This is a genomic window from Nocardia spongicola (assembly GCF_047200775.1).
In the GTDB taxonomy this organism is placed as follows: Bacteria; Actinomycetota; Actinomycetes; order Mycobacteriales; family Mycobacteriaceae; genus Nocardia.
Map to the genome: position 1 here is coordinate 35,475 of NZ_JBJZOO010000003.1, position 22,626 is coordinate 58,100.

Sequence of the window (22,626 nt, forward strand, 5' to 3'; positions counted from 1 at the left end):
CGCGCGGTGATCGCGAAATTGCGTAGTGCTGCCTTGGTGGTGGCGTAGGAGGAGCGGTAGGGCATCGGGAAGATCGAGTGCCAGGCACTCGACTCCGGCCCACGGTGTTCAGTGATTTTTCCGATTCCGGACGAGGCTTCGTTCATCGATGGCGGGGGAGTTCATTTCAGCGCTCGGCATTGCTTCGTCTTCCTGCTCCACTACTCCGGTGTGTATGTGGATGACCTGATTTGTTTCGTCCGATGACGTTTTTCTACCGGGGTGGTCGCTGCGGGTGGCTGGAGAAGAGACCGGAGTGCTGGGGATATCGCTGTCGGTCCAGCAGCCGGTTGGCTCTTGTATGCCACGCAGTATCACGGTGTCGTAGAAGGTCCATTCGGATCTCTCCTGCACTGTGGCGGCCTCGATCACGGCGGTACTCACCAGGATCCGCCGTGGCACGCTTTTGGCCGCGGTGGTGAGGCGGGCGGCGGTGTTGACCGCATCGCCGATCACTGTGAATTCGAGCCGGGTATCCGAGCCGACATCGCCGGCGAAGACCGGTCCGCGCGCCACGCCGATGCCGATATCGAGTTCGCCGGAGGCGAGCACCTCATCGCGGATGCGCCGCGCGGCGCGCAGGGCCGTGGTCGCGTTGTCGCGCAGGGCGATCGGCGCGCCGAAGATACATAGTGCCGCATCGCCTTCGAATTTGTTGACCAGTCCGTTGTTCTCTTCGGTCGCCGCGACGACGATGGCGAGCAGCCGATTCAGTTTGGCGACGAACTCTTGGGGCGGTAGTCCGGTGGACAGTTCCACCGAGCCGGTCACATCGACGAACAGAGCGGTCACCTCGCGGACGTCACCGGTGAGATCCGCTCCCCGCGCGAGTGCGCGTTCGGCCACCTCCGGCCCGACATGTCTGCCGAATACCTCGCGCATCCGTTGCCGCTCGCGCAGATTCGCGGCCAGCTCATTGACCGAGTGCTCCAGCCTGCCGATCTCGCTGGTGTTGCCGATCGGCACCTGGACGCCCAGTTCACCCTGGGTGATCCGGTCCAGCGCCCGGTGCAGGGTGTGCATCGGTGCGGCGACGGCCCGCGCGAGAAAAGTGGTTGCCAGTGCGCCGACCCCGATGCCGACCACGGACAGGTAGATGGCGGTCCGGACTCGGTCGGTGGGGTCCGAGGCGGGGTCGGCGAGCACGACGATCAGCATGAGTAGTGGTAGCGCCGCTGCCACCGTCCAGGTCACCACGACCCGTGCGAGTACAGAGGAACTCCAGTGCATCGTCCAGCCGAGCACCTCGGCGACTACCGGAATGGTCGGCCGGATCAGGCGGTCCACAATCAGGAAGGTAACCGCTGCCGATTCGAACGCGCCGAGCGTGAACAGCGCCGCGGTCACCCCTCGGTCGTTGTCCGGGGTCAGATGTTCGAAGATCGCGGTCGCCACGATCACCCCGGGAATCCACACCGCGAGCGCCCTCGAGCTGATCACGGCAGGCAGCCGGAGCATGCGGCGAGCTTCCGCAGCTGTCGGTGTGCGCCTGGCATCGAACCAGCCGAAATACACTCTCCGATCGCGCACCGCGAGCAGGACACCGAGCAGGATCCCCGCCGCCGGATAGATACCCGCGAGTCCCAGTGCGTGCAGCCAGTTCGCACCGAGTCTGTCGATGAACCCGTTCAGCCACAGCTGGGTGAAGATCACCGCGACGCCGCTGAGATTGGCCGTGGTGACCATCACCGCCAGACCGGCCCGCGCGGTGAGTGCCCATACGGCGAGTTTCGCGATCATCGCGTGCTGCCTTCGCCTCTGGTTCTATCGGGTCGCGTTCAACGCCATACCACGAGCCAGACTGCCGCGTAGTGGGTCAGCGCCGCGAGCACCGTGGCCGCGTGGAAGAACTCGTGGTGACCGAAAACGGTCGGCCATGGGTTCGGCCATTTGGTCGCGTAGAGGATGGCGCCACCGCTGTAACACAGGCCGCCGATCAGCAGCAGCAGGAGCGGGGCGAGGCCGACCTGGCTGTTCAATTCCCCGGCTACCGGCACGATGGCCCAGCCGAGCAGCAGATACAGCGGGACGCCGACCCATCGGGGTGCGGTCGGCCAGAGAAGTTTCATGGCTACACCGGCCATGGCGCCTGCCCAGACCACGGCCAGCACTGCCCGCCCGGTGCGCTCGGGCAGACCGAGTAGGGCGAACGGGGTGTAGCTGCCCGCGATGAACAGGAAGATCATCGAGTGGTCCGCCCGTTTCATCCTGATACGGGCAGTGGTGGTCGGCCAGGTCACCCGGTGATAGGTCGCGCTGATGCCGAACAGCCCGCACACCGTGAGGCCGTAGATCAGTGTTGCCCATCCCGCGGTCGCCGAGACCGTGGCGGCGGTAGCGATCAGTACGCCTGCGGCCACTGCCGCCACACCGGCGGCCCAGGTATGGATCCAGCCGCGCATCCGCGGCCTGCTGTCCGGTGCCGTTGGGCGCGTTTCGTCCCCCGGCGCAGGCGCTACTGCGACCAGGGGCGTGTCGGCGGCGCCGACCAACTCGGACACGAGTTACCTCCTCAGCTGAACCGTCGGTAACCTACGTAGCCGTAGCTTCGGGCTCCTGGCCACTGTACCGGCGTATCGCGGTCGCTGCCGGGATCAGGGCGTCGAGGCGTAGGGTTGCCCGCGTGGAACTTCCGAGTCAGGTGCGCAGCCTGCCGTATCGCATCTACGAGGCCCGGCTGTCCAGGCAGCTTGCAGGCAAGCAACATCCCAGGCATGTCGCGGTGATGTGCGATGGCAATCGCCGATGGGCGCGGGAGAACGGTTTCACCGATGTCAGTCATGGTCATCGGGTAGGGGCGCTGAAGATCGCCGAGCTGGTCGGCTGGTGTGCGGCCGAGGGCATCGAAATGGTGACCGTCTATCTGTTGTCCACGGAGAACTTGCAGCGCGGTGCGGATGAACTGGAGACGTTGTTCGAGGTGATCACCGATGTGGTCGAGGAACTTTCGGCTCCGGAGCAGGACTGGAGCGTGCGTCTGGTCGGCTCGTTGGAAGGCTTTCCCGAGTTGATCGCCAAGCGACTGCGCGCCGCGGTCGAGCGCACAGAGGAACGTTCGGGTGTGCATGTCAATGTCGCGGTCGGCTACGGCGGCAGACAAGAGATCACCGATGCGGTTCGTTCACTGGTCCGCCAGGAGATCGCCGCGGGGGAGTCCGGCGAAGACCTGGTACAGGCGATTACGGTGAACGCGATCGGCCAGCACCTCTACACCTCCGGGCAGCCGGACCCGGATCTCGTTATCCGCACCTCCGGGGAGCAGCGACTATCCGGGTTCCTGCTGTGGCAGAGCGCGTACTCCGAAATATGGTTCACCGAGGCGTACTGGCCGGAGTTCCGGCGAGTGGATTTTCTGCGCGCGCTGCGCGACTATGCCGCGCGGCACCGTCGATTCGGTATCTGATTCGCTCGCGCGGCGGTATGCCGGTGATGCCGCCGCTCACGACGCCCGCAGTATGGGAAATGTAATTCACATCACAATTTTCGTAGCCGCAATCGATTGATGCTGTGGTCGGTGTCTTTACGTAATACCAAGGTCGCCCGTGGCCGGGTTGGCAGAATGTTCTCCACCAGATTCGGGCGGTTGGTGTTGTTCCAGATCTCTTGGGCGGCGGCGGTCGCTTGTTCGTCGGTGAATCCGGAGTAGTGGTGGAAATGCGCGTCCGGATCGGCGAACGCGGTTGCCCGCAGCGCGAGAAACCTTTGTACATACCATTTCTCGATATCCTCGATGCGTGCGTCGACGTAGATCGAGAAGTCGAACAGATCCGAGACCATCAGTCGCGGCCCGGTCTGCAGGACGTTCAGTCCCTCGACGATGAGAATATCGGGTTGGTGTACACAGTGCAGTTGCCCTGACACGATGTCGTAGGAGACGTGGGAATACACCGGCGCGCACACCTCGGCCGCACCGGATTTCACCTCGGTGACGAATCGCAGCAGCTTGCGGCGGTCGTAGCTCTCCGGAAAACCCTTGCGATGCATGATGCCGCGCCGGATGAGTTCCGCGCTGGGATAGAGAAATCCGTCGGTGGTGACCAGGTCCACTCGCGGGTGATGATCCCAGCGGGCCAGCAGTGCCTGAAGTACGCGGGCAGTGGTGGACTTACCCACCGCGACGCTGCCCGCGACACCGATTACGAAGGGTACCTGGCGGTCCGGATGAGTATCGCCGAGAAAGGTCGCGGTCGCGGCGAACAGACGCTGACGCGCGGCCACCTGGAGATGGATGAGCCGAGCCAGCGGGAGATAGACCTCCGCGACTTCTTCGAGATCGATCTGTTCCCCCAGACCGCGCAGGCCGATCAGTTCTTCTTCGGTGAGCACCAGGGGAGTCGACTTACGTAGTGTCCGCCACTGTTTCCGGTCGAATTCCACATAAGGACTCGGCTCGCTCATTCGTGCCACTTACCCGACGCTCCGCATCGACAAACACGCACAGCGCTGGTGCGGATCCGGTGAGATTCGGTCAAGCTGTCGCCGCATAACCGAATTCTGCTCCGTGTCATCGTGGTGGGCTGAGTGGGGTACCACTACCTAGGGGTAACCGAGTCGATGACCGAGGTAGCACCCACTACTGTCGGCCGGTATGGAAGCGCATCCGTTCGTGACCGAATACCTGCGGCTCGGCCTCGCCTTCGATCGGTTGGAGGAAGGATTCGTCGACGCCTACACCGGTGATCCCGCGCTGCGCCGCGAGGTGCAGAATGCGCAGGCACCGCAGCCGCGCGAGTTGGCAAGGCGGGCCGCCGAGTTGCGGGTGGCGCTGCCGGATGCCGGGTTGGCGCCGGAGCGTGTGGCATTCCTTGACGTGCACTTGCGGGCGCTGGAATGCTCCGGGCGCAAGTTCGCCGGGGAGCGGATCGGGTTCGTCGAGGAGGTCGCGGCGTATTTCGACGTCGATATCGCACCCGGTGATGTAGCCGATTACCGCCAGGCGCATCGACGGATGGACGAAGTGCTCGCTGGGGACGGTTCCTTGACCGAACGGATGGCCGCGCACCGTAAGGCCGACGAGATCCCGCCGGAGCGGCTGTCGGCGTGTGTCGAGGCATTCTCCGGCGCCCTGCGCGAACTGGTCCGCGCCCGTTATCCGCTCCCGGAGCACGAGCACGTCACCTATGAGGTGGTCGGGGACAAGCCCTGGTCCGGGTTCAACTACTACCTGGGCAATTACCATTCCCGAGTCGCGATCAACGCCGACCTCACCCAGCACATGGCGCATCTACCGCAGTTGATCGCGCACGAAGCCTATCCGGGGCATCACACCGAGCACTGCCGCAAGGAGGCCGGGCTGGTCGCCGCTGGCCAGACCGAGCAGACGTTGTTTCTGGTGAACACCCCGCAATGCCTGATGGCCGAGGGCTTGGCCGATCTGGCATTGCGTTCGGTCATCGGACCGGGCTGGGGCAGGTGGGCGCAAGAGATCTACGCCGATCTCGGCCTGCGCTTCGACGGTGAACGAGCCGAACGCCTTGCCGATGCCTCGGCCATGTTGCTCGGTGTGCGGCAGGATGCCGCGCTACTGCTGCACGACCGGCGGCGTTCCCCCGACGAGGTGGCGGAGTTCCTGCAGACTTGGGGATTGATGACGCCACAGCGGGCACGGCAATCGCTGCGCTTCCTGTCCTCGCCGCTGTGGCGGGCCTATATCTCCACCTATGTGGAGGGCTACCGGCTGCTCGGCGGGTGGCTCGACCGGGCGGTCGATGCCGCCGACCGAGCCGACCGGTTCCGCAGGTTGCTCGACGAACCGCTCACGCCGGGCGCGGTGCGCGCCGCAGCCTGAGGAATACTGAAATCGTCGCACTCGCGGACTTTTTCATGGTTCACGGAGTGAGTGATTCGGGGAGCGGTCCTATGCGAGGCCACGGAACGTCCGTATCGCGTCGCGCGGCGTGCGTTCGGGCGCGGCCATTCTCCTCGGATCAGCGATTACCGCGGAAGATGACGCAGGTGGTGGTGGCGTGCGCGATCAGGCGACCCTGCTCGTCGACCACCTGCCCTTCGGCGGTCGCGGTGGTGCGGCCGACATGGATCGTGCTTCCGGTGGCGGTGAGCCGCTGGCCGTCGGTTGGGGCCGAGCGGATGTAGTTGACCTTCAGTTCGAGTGTGGTGTAGCCGATGCCTGCTTCCAGCGTGGTGTGTACGGCGCAGGCCATCACCGAGTCGAGCAGGGTCGCGCAGATACCACCATGTGTGGTGCCGAGTGGGTTGGCGAAATCGGGCCGGGTGCGCAGGGCCATAACCGCCTTGCCGTATTCGAGCTCCTCGATGTCCATACCGAGCAGATCGACGATCGACGGAGGACGGTTCGTCCCGGTCAGCGCGGTTCGGAGTAGTTCAAGACCCGATAGTTCGGCCAGGTCGAGCGTGGTTTCGGACATTACCCCATCCTCTCTGTGAACCGATCGGTTCACATCTGCGATCATTGCAACATGAACCGATTGGTTCACGCAACTGTGAGCAAGGAGCAGGCATGACCGCGGGCCCACGTATCAGGCTGATCGACAGCGCTATCGAACTGGTTCGTGAGCAGGGTGTACACGCGGCTGGGCTGGCCTCCTTGCTGGAGCGCAGCAACTCCTCGCGCAATTCGCTCTATCAGCACTTTCCCTCTGGTAAAGCCGAGCTGATCGAGACCGCGACCCAGGTCGCGGGCGACCGGATCGGCGCGGTGATCGACACGATCACCGCCGCGCCGCCCCAGCACTGGTTCGAGTCGCTCATCAGCTGGTGGATCGCCGCACTGGAGAAGACCGAGTACCGTGCGGGATGCCCGATCGCGGGTGCGGCGTTGGCCGAGTCCGACCCCGATGTGCAAGCCGCCGCCGGTGCTGTTTTCGCCGACTGGCACGGCAGGCTCGAGACGGCGTTGACCGCCGCGGGCCTATGCGCGCATGACGCGCGCTCGTTCAGCAGCTTCGTGTTCAGTGCGATAGAAGGCGCGATTATGCAGGCACGGGCGATGAAATCCGCGCAGCCGATGGAAGACGCCCAGCGACATCTCACGGCACTGTTGGAAAGCTACTTGCCCGCCGACGGTGAACTCCGCTGAGTGCGCGATTGCGGGGATATATCCCACAGCACGGCAGGACGGTGCGATCGTGACATCCTGATCGAAACTATCGCGCCCTGGCAGGACGAACCCCCTGCCGGGAGCCGCGGGCCGGGGCCAATAGACTGAGCGCGTGACGCAGACGACCGCCTCTGTCAATAGCCAGTCCCTCGGTGAGCTCGATCCTGAGCTCGTTGCCGCGATGGCAGGTGAACTCGCCCGTGAACGCGATACGCTCGAGATGATCGCCTCTGAGAACTTCGTGCCACGTGCGGTGCTGCAGGCGCAGGGCAGTGTGCTCACCAACAAGTACGCCGAGGGATACCCGGGTCGGCGCTACTACGGCGGCTGTGAGCACGTCGATGTGGTGGAGAATCTGGCGCGGGAACGGGCCAAGGAGCTGTTCGGCGCCGAATTCGCCAATGTACAGCCGCATTCCGGCGCTCAGGCGAATGCCGCGGTGCTGATGGCGCTGCTGGATCCGGGCGATAAGCTGCTCGGCCTCGATCTCGCGCACGGTGGTCACCTCACCCACGGCATGCGGCTGAACTTCTCCGGCAAGCTCTACGAAGTGCACTCCTACGGGGTGAGTAAGGAAGATCACCGCGTCGATATGGACGAGGTGCGCGATATCGCCCTCGGCGCGCGGCCGAAGGTGATCGTGGCAGGGTGGTCGGCCTATCCGCGCCACCAGGACTTCGCGGCGTTCCGTTCGATCGCCGATGAGGTCGGCGCCTACCTGTGGGTGGATATGGCACACTTCGCCGGCCTGGTCGCCGCGGGACTGCACCCCTCCCCGGTGCCCTATGCCGATGTGGTCTCCTCGACCGTGCACAAGACTCTCGGCGGTCCGCGCTCCGGTCTGATCCTGGCCAAGCAGGAGTTCGCCAAGAAACTCAACAGCGCGGTGTTCCCCGGACAGCAGGGTGGTCCGCTCATGCACGCCATCGCCGCCAAGGCTGTCGCCTTCAAGATCGCCGCGGGCGAGGAGTTCCGCGATCGTCAGGAACGCACACTATCCGGCGCCGAGATCCTCGCCGAGCGCCTCACCGCGGCCGATGTCGCCGATAAGGGCATCAGTGTGCTCACCGGCGGTACCGATGTGCATCTGGTGCTCGTCGACTTGCGCAACTCCGAGCTCGACGGTCAGCAAGGGGAAGATCTGCTGCATGAGATCGGAATCACGGTCAACCGCAATGCCGTTCCGTTCGACCCGCGTCCGCCGATGGTCACCTCCGGTCTGCGTATCGGTACCGCGGCCCTGGCCACCCGTGGCTTCGGAGATACCGAGTTCACCGAGGTCGCCGATATCATCGCCGGCGCGCTGAGCGGTACCGCCGATGCGGATGCGCTGCGCGGCCGGGTGCGCAAGCTGGCAGCGGACATTCCACTGTACGACGGCCTGGAGGATTGGCGCCTGCTTGGCTGATCCGATAATGCTTCTGGCACGGATACTGTGACGTGGTCGGCCGGTGCGGCTTAGGCTATGGCCATGACCGATGAACTCGACCTGAAACAGGACTCGATCACTACGGTGCGGGAATTCTTTACCGCACTGGCTATGAGCGCGCCCGAAGAGTCGATCGATCTGCTACATCCGGATATCGTCTGGAAGAACACCTCACTACCTGATGCGCGAGGTATCCGTCGAGTCGGTGGCGCACTGCGCGCTCTGCGCCGCGATTGGCTCGGATTCGACGTCGAGATACACCATATCGCCGCGGACGGCGAGGTGGTGCTCACCGATCGCACCGACTACTTACGCTTCGGCCCGGTGCGTATCGGGTTCTGGGTGACCGGAACCTTCGAGCTGCGCGATGGCCGAATCATCTTGTGGCACGATCACTTCAGCTGGGAGAACTTCCTGCGCGGTATCGTCGTCGGTCTCTGGCGCGCGGCGTTCACAAGGGGCTGATCCGGCTCAGGAGTGCTGGGTCAGGTACTGCCAGTACATCGGACGCAATACCTCGGCGACCGCACCGTCGCCCGCGTGGATGTAGTCGTCGATCAAGGGCAGGATGTATTTGATATCCGCCTCGCTCTCGGCGACATTGCCCGCGGCGGCCTCCGCGGCCGGGATCGAGGTGAGCAAACGCCATAAGAACTTCACATCACCGCGTCGCACGGCGAGCTTGATCGCTCGGTCGTGGAGTTCCTTCGACGACAGCTTCGTCAGATCCTCTTCTTCCTCTGCACCGGACATATCAGCGACTCTATCCGTCGTATCGAACGTCCGCGAGCATCCCATCCACGCATATGCGGTCCAGCGCTGCTGCCGTGCCGGGCCCGCGCTACTCGAGCTCGGTGCGATTTGCGGGAATTACGCGCCTCGATTGCCGCAGGTTCGGTCGTGATGTGTACCGCCTGCCGGAGCCGGCGCTCGGCCCGGTCCGGAATCACTAATCCTGCTGTGTTGTCCGCATGACACTCGAGCGTGTGCCCGCATGATGCTCCGGTTTACGACAAATTCACGGACATGCCCTTCCGTCTCTGAGCGCGGAAGCATGATTCGCAGGTAGCGTCGGGTATGCGGGCCGCGGCGGTGTGGCTCGTACGGGAGGTCCTGACCGTGACTGAGCTATTCAGTGCGAGAGGGCCGGCGCCCGGCCCTCGTGGCATCTGACGGCAACGTCGGATCTATCAGGACGGACCCGGTCCAGCGAGATCGTTCGTGCGAGTTCCGCATGAACACAGAGGAGCCCACCGTGACTGCTGCACGCTCCGTTTCCGCTCCCTCGGCGAACTTCAGCTCCGCGCACAGCGGAGCCGCCGCGAAGGGGGACAGCTCCGCGCACGCGCCCGGCAAGGTGTTCGTCATCGACACGTCCGTTCTGCTCTCGGATCCCTGGTCTTTCACCAGATTCGGCGAACACGATGTGGTGCTACCCCTGGTGGTCATCGGTGAACTCGAGGCCAAGCGGCATCATCATGAACTGGGCTGGTTCGCCAGGGAAGCCCTGCGCAACCTGGACGATCTGCGTTTGCAGTACGGCAGGCTGGATCAGCGGGTGCCGATCGGCGCCGAGGGTGGGACGCTGCAGGTGGAACTGAACCACACCGATCCCACCGTCCTTCCGATCGGGTTCCGTACCGACACCAACGATGCCAGGATCCTGGCCTGCGCGCTCAACCTCGCAGCCGAGGGCCGTGAGGTAGTACTGGTTTCCAAAGACATCCCGCTGCGGGTCAAGGCCAGTGCGGTGGGCATACCGGCCGACGAGTATCACGCGCAGGATGTGGTCACCTCAGGGTGGTCCGGCATGGTGGAGCTGGATGTCAGTCCGGGGCAGATCGATCAGCTCTATGCCGAATCGCTGATCGATCTCGATGATGCCCGGGAACTGCCCTGCCACACCGGTATCCGCTTGCTCAGCGCGGGCTCGAGTGCGCTCGGCCGGGTCACCCCGGACAAACAGGTGCGGTTGGTCCGGGAACGTGAGGCGTTCGGATTGCACGGCCGTTCCGCCGAACAGCGCATCGCGCTGGACCTGTTGCTGGACGAGAGCGTCGGGATCGTCTCGCTCGGCGGGCGAGCGGGTACGGGCAAATCCGCGCTCGCGTTGACCGCGGGCCTCGAGGCGGTGCTGGAGCGGCGCACGCAGCGCAAGGTGGTGGTCTTCCGCCCGCTGTACGCGGTCGGCGGTCAGGATCTGGGTTATCTCCCCGGCACCGAGAGCGAGAAGATGGGACCGTGGGCGCAGGCCGTCTTCGATACGCTCGACGGTCTGGCCAGTCGAGAGGTCATGGAGGAAGTGCTCAGTCGCGGCATGCTGGAGGTACTGCCGCTGACCCATATTCGTGGACGATCGCTGCACGATTCGTTCGTGATCGTCGACGAAGCCCAGTCGCTGGAGCGGAATGTCCTGCTCACCGTGCTCAGCAGGCTCGGAACCGGGTCGCGGGTGGTCCTCACCCACGATGTGGCCCAGCGCGACAATCTTCGGGTCGGCAGACACGACGGCGTCGCCGCGGTGATCGAGAAACTCAAAGGTCACCCGCTTTTCGCGCATATCACGCTGACCCGTAGTGAGCGCTCGCCGATCGCCGCTCTGGTCACCGAGATGCTGGAGGAGTACGGTCCGCACGCCTGATTCAGGCGTGTTGTCCGGTGTTCTGTGCCGCGGCCTGTCCGCCGGGTATTATCCGCCGCGATAGCTGTCCGATATGACTCGGTGATCACTCGGTGACCACCGAGTCATATCGGCAATCGGCCGAGGCTACGCACGGCGGCACGGAGCCCGTGGGGTGCTGGTAGCCCATTGCGAGAGGATGGACATGCACCACTTCGCTCGACGAACGGCTGGAATCACCGTGGCGCTCGCTACGACCGGGTTGATCGTGCTCGGCTGCGGCGACGACGAGGACGGCAGCACCGCCGCCGAGGGCATGACGACCACTACCGCGGCCCCCCGCACCCTGGAAACGACCTATCGCACCGGTTCGCGCAAGACGGCTACTACGGTGGAGGCCGCGGAGGAGACCAGGATCGCGACGGTGGCCGGTGAGATCGCGGTATCCGGCGAGATCTACCACGAATACCTGCGCAACGGCGGTCCGGACGGTCCGCTCGGCCTTCCGCTGGCCGCCGAGGAAAGCGGCCCTGATGCCAGCGAATACCAAGACTTCACCGGCGGCACCATCTACCTGGCCAGGGACAGTGAACCCCGCATCGTATGGGGTGAGATCCGTAAGGCATGGCAGGAGAACGGTGGTGCGCAGGGGCAGTTCGGCCATCCGGTCAGTGATGAGAAGACCATTCCCGGCGGGAAGCAGAGCGATTTCACCGGTGGCATCATCACCGTGGTCGATGGCGTTATCACCGTCACGCCGAAGCCGTAGTCCGGTTTCGGCGGTACTGCGGCCGCCGCACGGTCTCGTTTTCCTATCCATCCCGTCCATCCATCCCGCTGCCAGGGCCGAACCGCTAGGGTGGCTCGGTGCATACTCTCCTGACCGACCGCGAACTGCTCGAATCGCTCGCGGTGGATGTAGATCTGCTGCTGCGCAAGCACATCGATACCGCCGAAGAATGGCAACCACACGATCTCGTGCCGTGGGTGCAGGGGCGAAACTTCGCATTCCTCGGCGGCGCGGCGTGGGCGCCCGAACAGTCCACGCTCAGCGAAACCGCCCTGGCGGCGCTGACGGTCTCCGTATTGATCGCCGACAATCTGCCCTCCTATCACCGTGAGGTCGGCAAGCACCTGCGTACGGGCGCGTGGTGGCGCTGGGTCGGTCGCTGGACAGCCGAGGAGAACCGCCATGGGATCGTGATCCGCAACTACCTCATGGTCACCAGGGCAGCCGACCCGGAAGAGCTGGAGCGACTGCGCATGGCGCAGATGACCAAAGGTTTCCGTCGTCCGGCGATGCACCTGCTCGATATGCTCGCCACCTGCGCCTTCGAGGAGGCTGCCAGCGCGGTCCGGCATCGCAATATCGCGGCGCTCGGGGAGAACCCGCAGGTCGATGCCATTGCCGGGAGGATAGCGCGGGACGAAGAACTCCAGGCGGAGTTCTTCGCCGACCTGGTCGCCGCGGCCTTCGATCTGGTACCGGACCAGACCATGCGCGCTGTCGCCGAGCAGATCGCGGGCTTCCAGGTTCCCACGGCGGAATTGGCGGATGGTCGCTGCAGCGATACGGTGCTCGCCGAGGCGGGAATCTATGATCGCGCCGAGGAAGGCGAGCTGGTTTTCGCTCCCTTGTTGCGGCGGTGGAAGGTCTTCACCCGCACCGATTTCGGTTCGGATGGCGAATCGGCGCGCGCCGAACTGGCGTATCTGCGCGATTGAGCACTCCGGCCGGCCGAATACCACGGTAGCGCGGCCCTCGACGCACCGTGGCATTCGAGCCCGCCGGTTCGGTCAGTCGTGTTCCTGTGCCTTGGTCATGGCGAGCACGTCGAGACGGCGGTCGAGTTCCTCCTCGGTCAGCTGCTCCCCCAACAGGCCGCGGTCGATGACGGTCTGGCGAATGGTCTTCTTCTCTTTGAGCGCCTCTTTGGCCACCGCGGCCGCTTCTTCATAGCCGATCGCGGAGTTCAGCGGTGTGACGATCGAAGGCGAGGATTCGGCGAGCGTGCGCAGATGCTCGACATTGGCGACCAGACCACGCACGCACCGGTCGGCGAACAGTCGTGAGACATTTGCCAGCAGGCGTATCGACTCCAGCAGATTGCGGGCCATCACCGGGATATACACATTCAGCTCGAAGGCGCCGTTCGCGCCGGCGAAGGCGACCGCGGCGTCATTGCCGATCACCTGTGCGCCGACCTGAGTAACCGCCTCAGGGAGAACAGGGTTCACCTTGCCCGGCATGATCGAACTGCCCGGCTGCAGATCGGGCAGCTGGATTTCGGCCAGTCCGGTCAGCGGACCCGAGCCCATCCAGCGGATATCGTTGGCGATCTTGGTCAGGCTCACCGCGATCGTGCGCAGGGCACCGGATGCCTCGACCAGGCCGTCCCGGGCCGCCTGCGCCTCGAAGTGGTTCTCGGCCTCGCGCAATGAGTCGATCCCTGTGGCGCGCACCAGCTCCGCGACGACCTTCGTGCCGAAACCCTCCGGCGCGTTCAGTCCGGTGCCGACCGCTGTCCCGCCGATCGGCAGCTCACCGAGCCGGGGCAGCACGGCCATCACGCGGTCGATGCCCGCCGCGATCTGCCGGGTGTAGCCGCTGAACTCCTGGCCGAGCGTGATCGGCACGGCATCCATCAGGTGAGTGCGGCCGGATTTCACCACAGTGCGCCATTCGGCCGACTTGTCCAGCAGCGCCAGGCGCAGATGTTCCAGCGCGGGCACCAGATCGGTGATGACCGCTTCGGTAGCGGCGAGATGTGTCGCGGTGGGAAAGGTGTCGTTGGACGATTGCGACATATTCACATCGTCGTTCGGATGCACGACGACACCCTTGAGTTCGGCCAAGGAGGCGATCACCTCGTTGGCGTTCATATTCGAGCTGGTTCCCGAGCCGGTCTGGAAGACATCGATCGGGAACTGATCATCGTGGATACCGTCCGCGATCTCGTTCGCCGCGGCGATGATGGCATCGGCTTTCCCAGGATCGAGCAGGCCCAAGTCGCGGTTCACCGTGGCGCACGCGGCCTTCAACAGGCCGAGTGCGCGAATCTGCGCACGCTCCAGACCACGCCCGCTGATCGGGAAGTTCGTTACGGCCCGCTGGGTCTGCGCCCGCCACAGGGCGTCCACCGGAACCAGAACCTCGCCCATGGTGTCATGCTCGATGCGGTACTGCGTCTCCTCGGTCATGCTTTCGACCCTATGCCGGGGCCACAACGCATGACGCTGCCACGCCTGAGGTGCGCACCCGGTTGTCCGAATCGCCCCAGCAAATCCTGGTAGCCGATTGATCGAGTCTCTCTCGTGGTGAGCCGCATCACTATGTGGTCGTTCTGTGGAACCGTTCCTCGGTTCTCCCCGTCCAACACCATTGACGGACAAAAACTTCGGATTCATCCCCTGCGGGGTGCATAGAACCGACGACCGTCGCCATGATCCTTGCCGCATCGCGCAGGGTGCGGCAAGGACTGCATCGACCTTGATGCTTGACGGAACCGTGGAGGGAATACTGATATGTACGGCAAAAGATTGATCAGCGCTGTTGTTGTGGCCGGGGCGGTGCTGATGGGGGCTTCCGTTGGCTCGAGTGCCGCTGTGGCGGCGATACCGACCTATGCTACTGCTGATGCGCAGTTTGTCGCCGCTCCATCGAAGGACTCGTGTAGTAAAGCCATGAAGCTTTTTAAGGAGGCACCCCGCCTGCTTGCTAAGAATAAAGGAAAATCGGATCGAGCCAAGATGAACAATCTTAAGGCTAAGGTCGATAACGGCAGCGCCACTTCCTATGATCTTCCGGGAAGTATCCAAAGGGAGTTCCCAGGTGAGTTCAAAGGCAAAACCATCAGCGAAATCAAGAGAGAATGTGGAATTAGGTGACTGAAGAAGAAAGCTCAGCGGGCGAACCTTGGTCCGAGAATGTGGACTCCGATGAGATACGCGAGCATCTCACGGGTCTGTCGTTGGCGGACCTTGTGGAGTGGTTTTCGGCCGATGACGAGTACGACCACTACTACGAAGAGGTCGCCAAGAAGCTGTACGAGCACGGTCGAGCCGGTATCGAGGTGCTCTTTGCGGAGTTGGACGGTCGACGTGTCTCACAGTGGCGCGCGGCACTGGTCGTACTGTCCCTATACCAGGGTGAGGATCCGAAACTCGTCGAAAAGGCCAAGCTTCGGGTGGGTGATCCCGAGCCGTTGATCGCTGGGGACGCGATCTGGTTTCTCCGTTTGTCCGGGAACACCGACCTGAGCGACACCATCCGCGGTATGAAAGGGCACCCGGATGAGTTCGTGCGTGCCAAAGTGTTGGAGTACCTGGCTTATACGGAGCTGGAGGCAGTGTATCCGGCGTTGGTGCAGGGCCTCGGCGATACCAGCTATATCGTGCGGGAGACGATCATCGACGTGTTCGACGACCTCCAGGTGACCGACGCGATCGGGTTGATCGAGCCGTTGCTGGAAGACCCGCACGAGGATGTCCGCCAGGCGGCCAGGACCGCCGTGGACAACCTGCGTGATCTCCTCGATTCGCCCGAGTGAACTACTGACGCGCAACCGAAACCCGGCAGCCTGTTGCCGGGTTTCGGTTGCTGTGGGGCGAGACCGTCACATCCGGAAGCCCGGCCACCGATGAGTGGGCAGAGAAGATGCGCCTGCCGACACCGTTGCGACCTGAGCATTGCAGGTCGTGCCGCTTCTGTTCACGGGCCGAAGATCTCAGCTCTGTACAGCTAGGTGTGGTGATGGATCCTGTGGCGCTGCGGAATCAGGCAGCGCCACAGGCGATGAGGGATCAGGGCAGCGGCGGGACCGCGTGTTCGTCGCCGATGAAGTCGACCGATGAGTATTCGTGCAGTTTGGTCAGGCGGTGGTAGGCATCGATCATGCGGACGGTGCCGGACTTCGAGCGCATGACGATCGACTGGGTCGATGCGCCGCCGCTGTAATAGCGGACACCGCGCAGCAGGTCGCCATCGGTGACGCCGGTGGCGCAGAAGAAGACGTTCTCGCCGGAGACCAGGTCTTCGGTGGTCAGTACGCGGTCGAGGTCGTGGCCCGCGTCGATGGCTTTCTGCTTTTCTTCGTCGTCCTTCGGGGCGAGCATGCCTTGTAGTGCGCCGCCCATACAGCGCATCGCGGCGGCGGCGATGATGCCTTCGGGGGTGCCGCCGATGCCGACCAGGATATCGGTGCCGGAGTCGGGGCGGGCCGCGGCGATCGCGCCCGCGACATCGCCGTCGGAGATCAGGCGGATGCGGGCGCCCGCATCGCGCACTTGCTGGATCAGTTCCGCGTGCCGGGGACGGTCGAGGATGCAGACGGTCAGGTCGGACTTCGAGGAGTTCTTGACCTTGGCGACCCTGCTGATGTTCTCACTGATCGGCGCCGAGATATCGATGACGTCGGCGGCCTCGGGGCCGACGGCGATCTTGTGCATATAGAACACCGCCGATGGGTCGAACATCGCGCCCCGCTCGGCCACGGCGAGCACGGAGATCGCGCCGGGGGAGCCTTTGGACATCAGGGTGGTGCCGTCGATCGGGTCCACCGCGAAATCCACCTCGGGGCCGGTGCCGTCGCCAACGGCCTCGCCGTTGTACAGCATCGGCGCTTCGTCCTTCTCGCCCTCGCCGATGACGACGATGCCGCGCATGGACACCGAGCTGACCAACTGTCGCATGGCGTCGACAGCAGCGCCATCTCCCCCTTCTTTATCGCCGCGCCCGACCCACCGGCCCGCGGCCATCGCTCCGGCTTCGGTCACGCGGACCAACTCGAGTGCGAGGTTGCGGTCGGGCGCCTCGCGGCGGCTCGGAGTCGGGGAAGTTGCCGTCATTGCGGGGTGCCTCCTGTGCATCGATGCGTACCAGTCGATTGTCTCATTCGGCAGGACACGGCTGTTACCCCTGTTCGGGGAGCGGGGTGCGCGGCGGAGTGCGGCCGCGCGAGTGGATACTGGGAGCGTGCCGTACCAAAAGCCACGCATCATGAACGACTACCGCGATCTGTTCTGGTCGCTGATCCCGTTGGTGGCGATCGCTGTGGTATTCGCCGGACTGGCCAGCCAGTGCAGTTTCGCCGCGAGTGGCCCGACCCAGGGGCAGATCCCGCACTTCGATGTGCGGGCCGCGCTCACCGCCGACGCTCGGACTCTGCCGTTCCCGATCCGTAATCCGGACGTGCCGGAGGGCTGGACGCCGAACTCGGGCAGTCGCGAGTCGATCAGCGGCGCGGGTGGTGGGGCGGTCAGCACCGTTGGCTACATCACGCCGCAGGGCACGTATATGCGATTCACCCAGAGCAGTGCGACAGAGGAAGCGCTGTCCCGGTTCGTGCTCGGCTCCCGGTACGCCAGCGGTGTCGAACAGGTCGCCGCACAGCAGTGGACGGCCTATGCCGAGCCGGGCGAGGAGACCGCGTGGATCGCCGATCTCGGTCAGTCCAGAGTGTTGATCACCGGTGCTGGTGACCGGGCGGCCTTCCTCACCCTGGCCGAGGCGATTACCACCGCTGTGCCGCTGCAGCGCTGAGATACCCGGCCTTACTCGTTTGCGGCGGCTGTCGCCCGGTGACTCACCACGTTGACAATGGTTCCGCTCGGGTCGCGGACGAAGAAGCGGCGTACGCCCCACGGCTCGTCGCGTAAGGGATAGACGATGTCGGCGCCCGCGGCGGTCATCGTCGCGTGTACGGCGTCGACATCCTCGACTTCCACACTCATGTCCGGCTGGAGTTCCTCGGTATCCGAGCTGAAGAGCAGCACTTGGGCGGTGGGGTTGGTGGGGGAGGCCATGATCACCACCCAGCCCAGATCCATTGCCTCATGGAAGCCCAACGACCGGTAGAACTCGCGGCTGGTGGCCAAGTCGGTGGTGCGGATATCCGGGGTGGCACGGCGGATCGTCATTCGTGTTGCTCCGAATCTGTGCGGTGCAGGGCATCCGCCACGCGCAGGCGTGCGCCCTCCAAATGCCGCTCACAGCGGTTGGCCAGAGCTTCACCGCGTTCCCATAGGGTGAGGGATTCGTCCAGATCGAGGCCGCCCTGTTCCAGGATCTTCACGATGCCTGCCAGTTCGTCGCGGGCGCGTTCATAGCCGAACCCGGCGATATCGGAGTCGCCGTCCTCGACGGCTCCCGCCGTGTTCTCTGGTGTCGACTTGCCGGATTCGGCCATGATCAGTTCCTCCCGGTGTCGGTATGCGTCCCGCCGAGCGCCTCGGTGCCGAGCGCGGCAGCCGTGACAGCGCCATCGGCGACCCGGATCCGCAGTTGGCTGCCCGCGGGTGCGTCCGCGATCGAGCGCACCACTTGGCGTTCCTGGCCGGTGACGCGCTGTACGACAGCGTAGCCACGGGCCAGTGTCGCGGCCGGGCCCACCGCGGTGAGTTTCTCACGCAGATGTCCGGTCGCTGTGGATTCGGTGCGAAGCAGCTGTTCGGCGCTCCGCCGCGCCGCTGTGCGCAGCCGCTCGATCTCCTCTCGACGCTGGTCGATATCGCGCAGCGGGTCGGCGAGCACAGGTCGGGAACGCAGTTGGGCGAGTGTTCTGGTCTCGCGCTCGACCCAGCCGCGTAATGCGGCCGCGGCGCGGGCGCGTAGTTCCCGGATACCGGACAGCTCCGCGGCGGCATCCGGGACCACCCGCTTGGCGGCATCGGTCGGGGTGGCGGCGCGCAGATCGGCGACCGAATCACTGAGCGGGGTGTCCGGCTCGTGGCCGATCGCGCTCACCACCGGGGTGGTCGCGGCCACGATAGCGCGACACAGTGCCTCATCGGAGAACGGCAGCAGGTCTTCTACGCTGCCGCCGCCGCGTGCGAGCACGATCACTTCCACGGCGGGGTCGCTATCGAGCTCGGCCAGCGCGGCGAGTAGCTGAGGCACCGCATTCGGTCCCTGCACCGCGGTATTCCTTATCTCGAAACGCACTGCGGGCCAACGATTTTGTGCGACGCTCAGCACATCGCGCTCCGCGGCGCTCGCACGGCCGGTGATCAGTCCGATTGTGGCAGGCAGGAATGGGAGCGGTCGCTTGAGCCGGGGATCGAACAGTCCCTCGGCCTCGAGTAGTGCCTTGAGGCGTTCGATGCGGGCCAGTAGTTCGCCGATGCCGACAGGGCGAATCTCCATGGCGCGCAACGAGATCGTTCCTCGTCCGGTGAAGAAGGAGAGTTTGCCGTAGACCACTACCCGGCTGCCCTCCTGTAGCGGGACGGAGGAAGCGCGGATCAGATCCGGTGCACAGGTCACCGACAGGGACATATCAGCGGACGGATCGCGTAACACCAGGAATGCCGTCCGGGTGCCGGGGCGCAGGTTGATCTGGGTGATCTGCCCTTCCACCCAAATGCTGCCGAGCCGGTCGATCCACTGGGCGACCTTGATGGCCACCGAGCGGACCGGCCACGGGTGCTCCGCGGAATTCGCGGGTGCGTCGGCCGGTTGGCCGGAGGTGCCCCGGCCAACCGGCGGTGCCGGGGGTGTTCCTGGTTCGGTCACTGGGCCTGCACGGTGGCGATCCGATTCGTCAGCATGGTTACGAATGGTGCCCTCGCGCGGGTGCGCTGCTCATATTCCAGCAGCGCCTCGAGGTCTTCGAGGGTCAGCATACGCAGCCGGGCGCGCAGCTGGGCCAAGGTCATGGTGGCGTAGTTGTAGCGGGTGGCGATTTCCGGTTCGGCGATATCGGGCTCTGGTTCAGCGGCCTCGGGCTCATGGCGGGTATGGCCGTTGGTCTCGGCGCTGCGGATGGAGCTCTCCGCGGTGAAGGGTGCGGATGCCAGGGGCGATTCTTTTGTGGTGGCGGCCGTGGCGTCGTCGGCGGTGTGCTGATCGAATCGGCTGGTTGCGCGGGGGCCGGAGTCCGGTTTATCGGCGAGGTCTTCGTCGAAGGTGGCCCACTCCGGCTGTTCGACCGGATGGTCGGAGAAATGCTCGAAAACCGCGTCGCCCTTCAGCGCCAGGCTGGTTATGAACTGCTGGATGTGCATGGTCGTCTGCAGCATCTGACTGATGGCTGTGATCGGGAAATGCATTGCCGCTGTGGGGAGTCGACGAGTCTCTTCGATCGCGTACACGGCGGCGCCTGCGGCGACACGGGCCATAAAGGGTGGTCGAAACATGGTCCTAGCCTGCCCGAAAAGGTGTGTCATGCAAAGGAGGTGTGCGCAGGATTCGAATATTCGTCCGCCTCGGCGCGTGACGGATCGGCCCGGATTTCGCGGCGCTGCGATCATATGTGGAGGATAGACGCACATCATCGATAAGCGGGGTGTGCGACTCCCGCGAATTTTCGCGGTCGTGTACCGGCGCCGGTCAGCTTCCGGTGGCTGGATATCCCGGCTACCGCTCGGAGCGGGCTCGTGCTTGGAGGATGTGAGAGGCAACTCCCCGACGTGGCGGGGACTCGGGTCGCACGTATCCTGTGGGCATGTCAGCGGCCATCCCCTTGAACGTCGGAATCGCCCGATCGGCAGGCGCCGCCCCGGCCGCCGACGGCGGAAAACGTGTACTGCTCGCCGAGCCGCGTGGGTACTGCGCCGGTGTGGACCGCGCGGTCGAAACCGTGGAGAAGACGTTGGAGAAGCACGGCGCGCCGATCTATGTGCGTAAAGAGATCGTGCACAACCGGCATGTGGTGGAGACACTGCGTGAGCGCGGCGTGATCTTCGTCGACGAGACCGACGAGGTCCCCGAAGGCGCGGTCGTCGTGTTCTCCGCGCACGGTGTCTCTCCCGCGGTGCACGAGTCCGCCGCGACGCGCGGGCTGCACACCATCGATGCGACCTGCCCGCTGGTGACCAAGGTGCACCAGGAGGCAAAGCGGTTCGCCCGCGACGACTACGACATCCTGCTCATCGGGCATGAGGGCCATGAGGAGGTCGAAGGTACCGCCGGTGAGGCGCCAGAACACGTTCAGCTGGTCGACGGACCCGACGCGGTCGACACGATCAGGGTGCGTGACGAGTCGAAGGTGATCTGGCTCTCGCAGACCACGTTGAGTGTGGACGAGACGATGGAGACGGTGCAACGACTGCGGGAACGGTTCCCCGGTCTGCAGGACCCGCCCAGTGATGACATCTGCTACGCCACGCAGAACCGCCAAGTGGCGGTGAAGGCGATGGCGCCGGAATGCGATCTGGTGATCGTGGTCGGCTCCCGTAATTCCTCGAACTCGGTGCGCTTGGTCGAGGTCGCGCTCGGCGCGGGTGCGAAGGCAGCCCACTTGGTGGACTTCGCCCGCGAGGTCGACCCGGCCTGGCTCGACAATGTCCGCACGATCGGCATCACCTCGGGTGCGTCTGTTCCTGAGGTGCTGGTCCGTGGGGTCCTCGACATGCTGGCCGAGCACGGTTACAGCGATGTCCAGCCGGTCACCACGGCCAATGAGACCCTCGTCTTCGCGCTGCCGCGGGAATTACGCGACGCTCGCCGCTGAGCCGAGTGCCCCCGCCCCGTGAGCAGGCGGGGCGGGCTCGGTTCAAGAGTTCTCCGGTCGCCGCCGTTCGGCACGGGCCGTATCGCGGTAGCGTACCGCGGGCTGCGGATGTGGCGGAATATCGCGACGCCCCGGCCCGCGCGGCGGTGTGTTCTGCACGCGGGGCATGGCCATGGTCTTGGCGGCGGTGCCGCGCGCGTTGGCGCGGTCTTCCCGTGGCCGGGAGGAAGTGGCCCGGGGTGGAGTATCGGCGACCTGTGTCGTGGCCCGGCGAGCCGACCCGGTCGGGGGCTTATCGACCTGCTTCGGTTCCGGTTCGTCCTTCGGATGGCGGGTTTTGCGCCGCGCCGCCTCCGCGAGCGTGCCGGAAGTGCGGGCGGACCTGGCCTGCACCGCTTTCTTCCCGGTCCGCGATGTGCCCCGACTGCTACCGCGCCGTGGTGCGGTCGAACCGTCCGTCCCCTCGGTCCTGCGGTGCATCAGGATGCGAGCACCGCCGATCAGCAGGACGATGACCGTAGCCGACATCATGGTCGGGAACCGGCTTACCAGCGGGATCGCCAGATTCAGCAGGATGTCTTTCAGCGAGGTCGAATCGGCCCCGGACAGCTGCTGGTAGGCCAACGGCACAGCCAGGAACAGCAGCAGTGGCGGAAGCACCATGACGTCGAACAGGCCCCGGTAACGCACGGCGGCGACAGCCGTCACACACCCCGTTGTGTACAGCGCGGCGAAGGTGCCGGTCAGCTCCTTGCCGCCGCCGAGGGCATCGATGAGAAATCCCAGAAACGTGCAGGCGACAGCGATGAGTATCGCCCCGCCGACCGGGATTCCCGGCACCGAAGGCACGAGGGAACGTTGCGGCGCGGGCACCCGGGATCGCGCACGTTGGGAAGCAGCCACGGTATGCAGACTAGTTGCCTGCGCGCCCTGCACTGTGGTGGCACGACTATATGCCTGCTCACTCGGCTATGGTCCGGTCGAGAGAAGTCACCACGGAGCTGCCGAG

At 64.8% G+C, this 22,626-nt stretch carries 24 protein-coding genes; 12 read left to right on the forward strand and 12 right to left on the reverse strand.

Annotated features, from left to right (window positions below; translation table 11 throughout):
- Window positions 1-108: 108 nt before the first annotated feature.
- Together ACL02S_RS07950 and trhA are read right to left on the reverse strand one after the other, a co-directional pair.
- Window positions 109-1,779, reverse strand: coding sequence for an adenylate/guanylate cyclase domain-containing protein (locus ACL02S_RS07950; protein WP_412801678.1), 1,671 nt, complete (start codon window positions 1,777-1,779; stop codon window positions 109-111).
- Between the two features lie 38 nt (window positions 1,780-1,817).
- On the reverse strand, window positions 1,818-2,441 hold the full coding sequence (gene trhA / locus ACL02S_RS07955) for a PAQR family membrane homeostasis protein TrhA (protein WP_412802067.1): 624 nt from the start codon (window positions 2,439-2,441) through the stop codon (window positions 1,818-1,820).
- 221 nt (window positions 2,442-2,662) lie between these two features.
- Between trhA and ACL02S_RS07960 the strand changes: the two genes are divergently transcribed.
- Window positions 2,663-3,442, forward strand: a complete 780-nt coding sequence (locus ACL02S_RS07960) for an isoprenyl transferase (RefSeq protein WP_412801679.1) — start codon at window positions 2,663-2,665, stop codon at window positions 3,440-3,442.
- A gap of 71 nt (window positions 3,443-3,513) precedes the next feature.
- Here ACL02S_RS07960 and coaA read toward each other — a convergent pair whose 3' ends face one another.
- The gene (gene coaA / locus ACL02S_RS07965) at window positions 3,514-4,446 is read right to left on the reverse strand and encodes a type I pantothenate kinase (RefSeq protein ID WP_412801680.1); all 933 of its coding nucleotides are present in this window, start codon (window positions 4,444-4,446) and stop codon (window positions 3,514-3,516) included.
- Between the two features lie 181 nt (window positions 4,447-4,627).
- On the opposite strand from coaA, the gene ACL02S_RS07970 reads away from it, so the two are divergent.
- On the forward strand, window positions 4,628-5,827 hold the full coding sequence (locus ACL02S_RS07970) for a DUF885 domain-containing protein (RefSeq protein WP_412801681.1): 1,200 nt from the start codon (window positions 4,628-4,630) through the stop codon (window positions 5,825-5,827).
- A gap of 139 nt (window positions 5,828-5,966) precedes the next feature.
- Here the strand turns inward: ACL02S_RS07970 and ACL02S_RS07975 are convergent, their stop codons facing one another.
- Complete coding sequence (locus tag ACL02S_RS07975) at window positions 5,967-6,425, reverse strand: PaaI family thioesterase (protein ID WP_412801682.1); 459 nt, start codon at window positions 6,423-6,425, stop codon at window positions 5,967-5,969.
- A gap of 92 nt (window positions 6,426-6,517) precedes the next feature.
- Here ACL02S_RS07975 and ACL02S_RS07980 point away from each other — a divergent pair, with 92 nt between their 5' ends.
- The 3 genes from ACL02S_RS07980 to ACL02S_RS07990 all read left to right on the forward strand — a co-directional run bounded on the left by ACL02S_RS07980 (window position 6,518) and on the right by ACL02S_RS07990 (window position 9,011).
- A complete protein-coding gene (locus ACL02S_RS07980; protein ID WP_412801683.1) occupies window positions 6,518-7,096 on the forward strand; it encodes a TetR/AcrR family transcriptional regulator in 579 nt (192 codons plus the stop codon).
- A 133-nt stretch (window positions 7,097-7,229) separates the two neighbouring features.
- The gene (gene glyA / locus ACL02S_RS07985; protein WP_412801684.1) at window positions 7,230-8,525 is read left to right on the forward strand and encodes a serine hydroxymethyltransferase; all 1,296 of its coding nucleotides are present in this window, start codon (window positions 7,230-7,232) and stop codon (window positions 8,523-8,525) included.
- 63 nt (window positions 8,526-8,588) lie between these two features.
- A complete protein-coding gene (locus tag ACL02S_RS07990; protein WP_412801685.1) occupies window positions 8,589-9,011 on the forward strand; it encodes a limonene-1,2-epoxide hydrolase family protein in 423 nt (140 codons plus the stop codon).
- A 6-nt stretch (window positions 9,012-9,017) separates the two neighbouring features.
- On the opposite strand, the gene ACL02S_RS07995 is transcribed toward ACL02S_RS07990, so the two are convergent.
- Entirely contained in the window at window positions 9,018-9,299 is a 282-nt protein-coding gene (locus ACL02S_RS07995) for a hypothetical protein (RefSeq protein ID WP_412801686.1), read from the reverse strand.
- 502 nt (window positions 9,300-9,801) lie between these two features.
- Between ACL02S_RS07995 and phoH2 the strand changes: the two genes are divergently transcribed.
- The 3 genes from phoH2 to ACL02S_RS08010 all read left to right on the forward strand — a co-directional run bounded on the left by phoH2 (window position 9,802) and on the right by ACL02S_RS08010 (window position 12,891).
- Window positions 9,802-11,187: an RNA 5'-3' helicase PhoH2 gene (gene phoH2 / locus ACL02S_RS08000; protein WP_412801687.1), complete on the forward strand. Its 1,386-nt coding sequence runs from the start codon at window positions 9,802-9,804 to the stop codon at window positions 11,185-11,187.
- Between the two features lie 184 nt (window positions 11,188-11,371).
- Window positions 11,372-11,935 carry an LGFP repeat-containing protein gene (locus ACL02S_RS08005; protein ID WP_412801688.1) on the forward strand — a complete coding sequence of 188 codons (564 nt, stop codon included), beginning with the start codon at window positions 11,372-11,374 and terminating at the stop codon, window positions 11,933-11,935.
- A gap of 98 nt (window positions 11,936-12,033) precedes the next feature.
- The gene (locus ACL02S_RS08010) at window positions 12,034-12,891 is read left to right on the forward strand and encodes an acyl-ACP desaturase (RefSeq protein ID WP_412801689.1); all 858 of its coding nucleotides are present in this window, start codon (window positions 12,034-12,036) and stop codon (window positions 12,889-12,891) included.
- A 72-nt stretch (window positions 12,892-12,963) separates the two neighbouring features.
- Here ACL02S_RS08010 and ACL02S_RS08015 read toward each other — a convergent pair whose 3' ends face one another.
- Window positions 12,964-14,367 (reverse strand): class II fumarate hydratase, encoded by a 1,404-nt coding sequence (locus tag ACL02S_RS08015; protein WP_412801690.1) that lies wholly within the window; start codon window positions 14,365-14,367, stop codon window positions 12,964-12,966.
- Window positions 14,368-14,691: 324 nt separating this feature from the next.
- Here ACL02S_RS08015 and ACL02S_RS08020 point away from each other — a divergent pair, with 324 nt between their 5' ends.
- Together ACL02S_RS08020 and ACL02S_RS08025 are read left to right on the forward strand one after the other, a co-directional pair.
- Window positions 14,692-15,054 carry a hypothetical protein gene (locus ACL02S_RS08020; RefSeq protein ID WP_412801691.1) on the forward strand — a complete coding sequence of 121 codons (363 nt, stop codon included), beginning with the start codon at window positions 14,692-14,694 and terminating at the stop codon, window positions 15,052-15,054.
- Window positions 15,051-15,716 (forward strand): HEAT repeat domain-containing protein, encoded by a 666-nt coding sequence (locus ACL02S_RS08025; protein ID WP_412801692.1) that lies wholly within the window; start codon window positions 15,051-15,053, stop codon window positions 15,714-15,716. Before ACL02S_RS08020 ends, ACL02S_RS08025 begins: the two co-directional genes overlap by 4 nt.
- A 253-nt stretch (window positions 15,717-15,969) precedes the next feature.
- On the opposite strand, the gene glpX is transcribed toward ACL02S_RS08025, so the two are convergent.
- Window positions 15,970-17,013 (reverse strand): class II fructose-bisphosphatase, encoded by a 1,044-nt coding sequence (gene glpX / locus ACL02S_RS08030; RefSeq protein WP_412801693.1) that lies wholly within the window; start codon window positions 17,011-17,013, stop codon window positions 15,970-15,972.
- A gap of 127 nt (window positions 17,014-17,140) precedes the next feature.
- On the opposite strand from glpX, the gene ACL02S_RS08035 reads away from it, so the two are divergent.
- Window positions 17,141-17,707 (forward strand): DUF4245 domain-containing protein, encoded by a 567-nt coding sequence (locus ACL02S_RS08035; protein ID WP_412801694.1) that lies wholly within the window; start codon window positions 17,141-17,143, stop codon window positions 17,705-17,707.
- A gap of 11 nt (window positions 17,708-17,718) precedes the next feature.
- On the opposite strand, the gene ACL02S_RS08040 is transcribed toward ACL02S_RS08035, so the two are convergent.
- From ACL02S_RS08040 to ACL02S_RS08055, 4 genes are read right to left on the reverse strand one after another with little or no spacing between them, the layout of a single operon-like run.
- Entirely contained in the window at window positions 17,719-18,084 is a 366-nt protein-coding gene (locus ACL02S_RS08040; RefSeq protein WP_412801695.1) for a VOC family protein, read from the reverse strand.
- On the reverse strand, window positions 18,081-18,353 hold the full coding sequence (locus tag ACL02S_RS08045; protein WP_412801696.1) for an exodeoxyribonuclease VII small subunit: 273 nt from the start codon (window positions 18,351-18,353) through the stop codon (window positions 18,081-18,083). The genes ACL02S_RS08040 and ACL02S_RS08045 overlap by 4 nt, the downstream gene beginning before the upstream one ends.
- A 2-nt stretch (window positions 18,354-18,355) precedes the next feature.
- Window positions 18,356-19,678 (reverse strand): exodeoxyribonuclease VII large subunit, encoded by a 1,323-nt coding sequence (gene xseA / locus ACL02S_RS08050; protein WP_412801697.1) that lies wholly within the window; start codon window positions 19,676-19,678, stop codon window positions 18,356-18,358.
- Window positions 19,675-20,301, reverse strand: coding sequence for a lipid droplet-associated protein (locus ACL02S_RS08055; RefSeq protein ID WP_412801698.1), 627 nt, complete (start codon window positions 20,299-20,301; stop codon window positions 19,675-19,677). Before ACL02S_RS08055 ends, xseA begins: the two co-directional genes overlap by 4 nt.
- A 308-nt stretch (window positions 20,302-20,609) precedes the next feature.
- On the opposite strand from ACL02S_RS08055, the gene ACL02S_RS08060 reads away from it, so the two are divergent.
- Window positions 20,610-21,617, forward strand: a complete 1,008-nt coding sequence (locus tag ACL02S_RS08060; RefSeq protein WP_412801699.1) for a 4-hydroxy-3-methylbut-2-enyl diphosphate reductase — start codon at window positions 20,610-20,612, stop codon at window positions 21,615-21,617.
- 42 nt (window positions 21,618-21,659) lie between these two features.
- Here ACL02S_RS08060 and ACL02S_RS08065 read toward each other — a convergent pair whose 3' ends face one another.
- Window positions 21,660-22,520, reverse strand: a complete 861-nt coding sequence (locus ACL02S_RS08065) for a DUF6542 domain-containing protein (RefSeq protein WP_412801700.1) — start codon at window positions 22,518-22,520, stop codon at window positions 21,660-21,662.
- Between the last annotated feature and the right edge of the window lie 106 nt (window positions 22,521-22,626).

What these genes read in the sequence shown, in the direction of transcription:
- ACL02S_RS07950 (WP_412801678.1), bottom strand. Translation starts at nt 1,779, where the DNA reads ATGATCGCGAAACTCGCCGTATGGGCACTCACCGCGCGGGCCGGTCTG.
- trhA (WP_412802067.1), bottom strand. Translation starts at nt 2,441, where the DNA reads ATGCGCGGCTGGATCCATACCTGGGCCGCCGGTGTGGCGGCAGTGGCC.
- ACL02S_RS07970 (WP_412801681.1), top strand. Translation starts at nt 4,628, where the DNA reads ATGGAAGCGCATCCGTTCGTGACCGAATACCTGCGGCTCGGCCTCGCC.
- ACL02S_RS07975 (WP_412801682.1), bottom strand. Translation starts at nt 6,425, where the DNA reads ATGTCCGAAACCACGCTCGACCTGGCCGAACTATCGGGTCTTGAACTA.
- ACL02S_RS07980 (WP_412801683.1), top strand. Translation starts at nt 6,518, where the DNA reads ATGACCGCGGGCCCACGTATCAGGCTGATCGACAGCGCTATCGAACTG.
- ACL02S_RS07990 (WP_412801685.1), top strand. Translation starts at nt 8,589, where the DNA reads ATGACCGATGAACTCGACCTGAAACAGGACTCGATCACTACGGTGCGG.
- ACL02S_RS07995 (WP_412801686.1), bottom strand. Translation starts at nt 9,299, where the DNA reads ATGTCCGGTGCAGAGGAAGAAGAGGATCTGACGAAGCTGTCGTCGAAG.
- ACL02S_RS08005 (WP_412801688.1), top strand. Translation starts at nt 11,372, where the DNA reads ATGCACCACTTCGCTCGACGAACGGCTGGAATCACCGTGGCGCTCGCT.
- ACL02S_RS08015 (WP_412801690.1), bottom strand. Translation starts at nt 14,367, where the DNA reads ATGACCGAGGAGACGCAGTACCGCATCGAGCATGACACCATGGGCGAG.
- ACL02S_RS08020 (WP_412801691.1), top strand. Translation starts at nt 14,692, where the DNA reads ATGTACGGCAAAAGATTGATCAGCGCTGTTGTTGTGGCCGGGGCGGTG.
- glpX (WP_412801693.1), bottom strand. Translation starts at nt 17,013, where the DNA reads ATGACGGCAACTTCCCCGACTCCGAGCCGCCGCGAGGCGCCCGACCGC.
- ACL02S_RS08040 (WP_412801695.1), bottom strand. Translation starts at nt 18,084, where the DNA reads ATGACGATCCGCCGTGCCACCCCGGATATCCGCACCACCGACTTGGCC.
- ACL02S_RS08045 (WP_412801696.1), bottom strand. Translation starts at nt 18,353, where the DNA reads ATGGCCGAATCCGGCAAGTCGACACCAGAGAACACGGCGGGAGCCGTC.
- ACL02S_RS08055 (WP_412801698.1), bottom strand. Translation starts at nt 20,301, where the DNA reads ATGTTTCGACCACCCTTTATGGCCCGTGTCGCCGCAGGCGCCGCCGTG.
- ACL02S_RS08060 (WP_412801699.1), top strand. Translation starts at nt 20,610, where the DNA reads ATGTCAGCGGCCATCCCCTTGAACGTCGGAATCGCCCGATCGGCAGGC.